The 3289-nt window shown below is 73.2% G+C and carries 4 protein-coding genes; 1 reads left to right on the top strand and 3 read right to left on the bottom strand.

The window, feature by feature from the left end; all coding sequences use genetic code 11:
• On the top strand, nucleotides 1-325 hold a 325-nt coding region (locus tag HUU95_RS11810; RefSeq protein WP_217429828.1), incomplete at its 5' end, for a hypothetical protein.
• Nucleotides 326-352: 27 nt separating this feature from the next.
• Here the strand turns inward: HUU95_RS11810 and HUU95_RS11805 are convergent.
• The 3 genes from HUU95_RS11805 to leuC form a co-directional block, all read right to left on the bottom strand.
• A complete protein-coding gene (locus HUU95_RS11805; RefSeq protein ID WP_174280289.1) occupies nucleotides 353-1354 on the bottom strand; it encodes an NADPH:quinone oxidoreductase family protein in 1002 nt (333 codons plus the stop codon).
• Nucleotides 1317-1946: a 3-isopropylmalate dehydratase small subunit gene (leuD, locus tag HUU95_RS11800; RefSeq protein ID WP_174280288.1), complete on the bottom strand. Its 630-nt coding sequence runs from the start codon at nucleotides 1944-1946 to the stop codon at nucleotides 1317-1319. Before leuD ends, HUU95_RS11805 begins: the two co-directional genes overlap by 38 nt.
• Before the next feature lie 134 nt (nucleotides 1947-2080).
• Nucleotides 2081-3289, bottom strand: a 1209-nt coding sequence (leuC, locus tag HUU95_RS11795; RefSeq protein WP_174280287.1) for a 3-isopropylmalate dehydratase large subunit, incomplete at its 5' end; no start/stop codon positions are given.

The raw sequence follows: 3289 nt of genomic DNA, 5'->3' as shown, positions 1-3289 counted from the left end.
CCCGCCGCCGGCCTTCGCCGCCGCCGCGCAGGCGTTCGGTACGTGCCTGGGCGCCAAGACCTCGACCGCGCCGACCGCCGCGACCACGGACGATGCGGCCAAGGCCGCGATCGCCGGCTGCGCCGCCGAACAGGCCGCGCTGTCGACACAGTTCGAGAGCTGGGTGAGCAGCCCGAGCTTCCCCGCCGCCTATCGCGACGCCGCCCGCGCGCAGTTCAGCCAGCGGATGGCGGCCGTGCCGGCAGAGATCAGCCAGGCGATCGCCGAGCGCCGCGCCGGCGCTGCGACGCCCGCTCCCGCCCCGAGCCCGACGCCGGGGCGGTAGACCTTCCGTCCTTCCGTCGCGGGGGGATCAGGAGCTCACCGCCACCACCAGCTTCCCGATCGCGCCGCGCGCGGCCATCCTGGTGATCGCGTCGCCGCCGCGCTCGAAGGGGAACACCTCCGTCACGCGCGGCGCGATCCTGCCGTCGGCCCACAGCCGGAACAGATGCTCGACATGCGCCGTGTTCGCCGCCGGGTCGCGCGCCGCGAACGCGCCCCAGAACACCCCGCAGACATCACAGCTCTTGAGCAGCGTCAGGTTGAGCGGCAGGCGGGGAATGCCCGCCGGGAAGCCGACCACGAGATAGCGCCCCTCCCACCCGATCGAGCGCAGCGCCGCTTCGGCATAGTCGCCGCCGACCGGGTCGCAGATCACGTCGAATCCGGCCGCCCCGCCCGCTGCCTTGAACCGCTCGGCCAGCGCCCTGGACGCCGCCTGATCGAACGGCGCGGCGCCGTAGACGATCGTCTCGTCCGCCCCGGCCGCCAGGCACGCCGCCGCCTTCTCCGCCGACGAGACCGCCGCGACCACCCGCGCCCCGAACGCCTTGCCCAGTTCCACCGCCGCCAGCCCGACGCCGCCCGCCGCGCCGAGCACGAGCAGGCTCTGTCCCGCCGTCAGGCGTCCGCGATCGAGCAGCGCGTGGATGGCCGTGCCATAGGTCAGGATCAGCGCCGCTCCGGCCGCGAAGCTCCGCTCCGCCGGCAGGCGGAACAGGCGCGACGGATCGACCGCGATCTTCTCGGCAAGCCCGCCATGGCCGATCACGCCCATGATCCGGTCGCCCGGTGCCCAGCCCGTGACGCCCTCGCCGACGCTGTCCACCACGCCCGCGATCTCGCCGCCCGGCGCGAACGGGCGCGGCGGCTTGAACTGATAGCGATCCTCGATGATCAGCACGTCGGGATAGTTGATCGCGCAGGCTCTGACCGCGATCACCACTTGGCCCTGCCCCGCCACCGGCTCCGGCAGGTCGGTCAGCGCCAGCGTGTCAGGCCCGCCGACCGCCTTCGACAGCAACGCCCGCATCCGCCCGCTCCCGCATCGCCCAGGGGCGCGCCGCGCCGGCGCCTTCTTCCCAATCGCCGATCGCGCGATCCCTTGCCAGCGTCAGCCCGATCTCGTCCAGCCCCTCCATCAGACAGCGGCGGCGGAACGGGTCCAGCTCGAACGCGAACCGGTCCTGGAAGGTGGTGGTGACCGTCATCGTCTCCAGATCGACCGTCACCGGCTGATCAAGCGCCGCCGCCAGCAGCCGGTCGATCACCGCGCGGGGCAGGACGACGGGGATGATCCCGTTCTTGACGGCATTGCCCGAGAAGATGTCGGAAAAGGACGGCGCGATCACCGCGCGCACGCCCAGGTCGAGCAGCGCCCAGGCCGCATGCTCGCGGCTGGACCCGCAGCCGAAATTGTCGCCCGCGATCAGGATCGGCGCGCCGGCATAGCGCGGGTCGTCGAACAGATTGCCCGGTTGCGCCCGCACCGTCTCGAACGCGCCTCGACCCAGCCCCGCGCGGCTGACCGTCTTGAGCCAATGCGCGGGGATGATGATATCGGTGTCGACGTTGTTGGCGCCCCACGGATAAGCGGCGCCGCTGACGATGGTGACTGGTTGCATGACAGCTCCTGGGTGGCGTGGAGGCCGGGACCAGCCCGGCTCCGATCAGCGGGCGGTCTCGACCCGCGCCGACGCCATGTACGCCGCCACCCCGCTCAGCATCGTGCCCGCGATCAGCAACGCCAATACCTTCTTCACGGCCGTCCTCCCATCAGGTCCCGCACATCGGCCAGCCGCCCCGTCACCGCCGCCGCCGCCGCCATCGCCGGGCTGAGCAGGTGCGTGCGCGCGCCCGGCCCTTGGCGTCCGACGAAGTTGCGGTTGCTCGTCGAGGCGCAACGCTCGCCCGGCGGCACCTTGTCCGGGTTCATCGCCAGGCACATCGAGCAGCCCGGCTCACGCCATTCGAAGCCGGCGCCGGTGAAGATGCGGTCCAGCCCCTCGGCCTCCGCCTGCCGCTTCACCAGGCCCGAGCCCGGCACCACCATCGCGCGCACCCCGTCGGCCACGTGGCGCCCGTCCGCCACCGCCGCCGCCGCGCGCAGGTCCTCGATGCGGCTGTTGGTGCACGATCCGATGAAGACGTGCTGGACGGCGACGTCCTGCAGCCGCTGGCCCGGCGCGAGCCCCATGTAAGCGAGCGAGCGCCGCGCCGCGTCGCGCCTGGCGGGGTCGGCGAAGCCGTCGGGCTCGGGCACCAGCCCGGTCACCGGCGCCACGTCCTCCGGGCTCGTCCCCCAGGTCAGCGTCGGCGCGATGTCGGTCGCGTCGAGCCGCACGGACCGATCGTACGCCGCGCCCGCGTCGGTCGGCAGCGTCCGCCACCAGGCGAGCGCCGCGTCCCACTCCGCGCCCGCCGGCGCCAGCGGCCGCCCCTTCAGATAGGCGAACGTCGCCTCGTCGGGCGCGATCAGCCCGGCGCGCGCGCCCGCCTCGATGCTCATGTTGCTGATCGTCAGCCGGCCCTCGATCGAGAGCGAGCGGATCGTGTCGCCGGTATATTCGATGACATGGCCGGTGCCGCCCGCCGCGCCGATCCGGCCGATCACGGCGAGGATCACGTCCTTGGCGCTCACCCCGAAGCCGAGCGCGCCCTCGACGCGGACCTCCATCGTCCGCGACGGCTGCAACAGCAGGCATTGCGTGGCGAGCACATGCTCCACCTCGCTCGTCCCGATCCCGAAGGCGAGCGCGCCCAGCGCGCCGTGCGCGGCCGTATGGCTGTCGCCGCACACCAGCGTCGTGCCGGGCAGGGTGAAGCCCAGCTCAGGCCCGACGACATGGACGATGCCCTGCTCCGCCGCCGTCTCGTCGATATAGCGGATGCCGAACTCGGCGGTGTTGCGCGCCAGCGCCGCCAGCTGCGCCGCGCTCTGCGCGTCGGCGATCGGCACCCGCGCGCC

The organism is Sphingomonas bacterium (genome assembly GCF_903643065.1).
Classification (GTDB): Bacteria; Pseudomonadota; Alphaproteobacteria; order Sphingomonadales; family Sphingomonadaceae; genus Sphingomonas.
The sequence above is the reverse complement of the archived record's forward strand: the minus strand, read 5'-3'. Positions and strand labels throughout refer to the sequence as shown.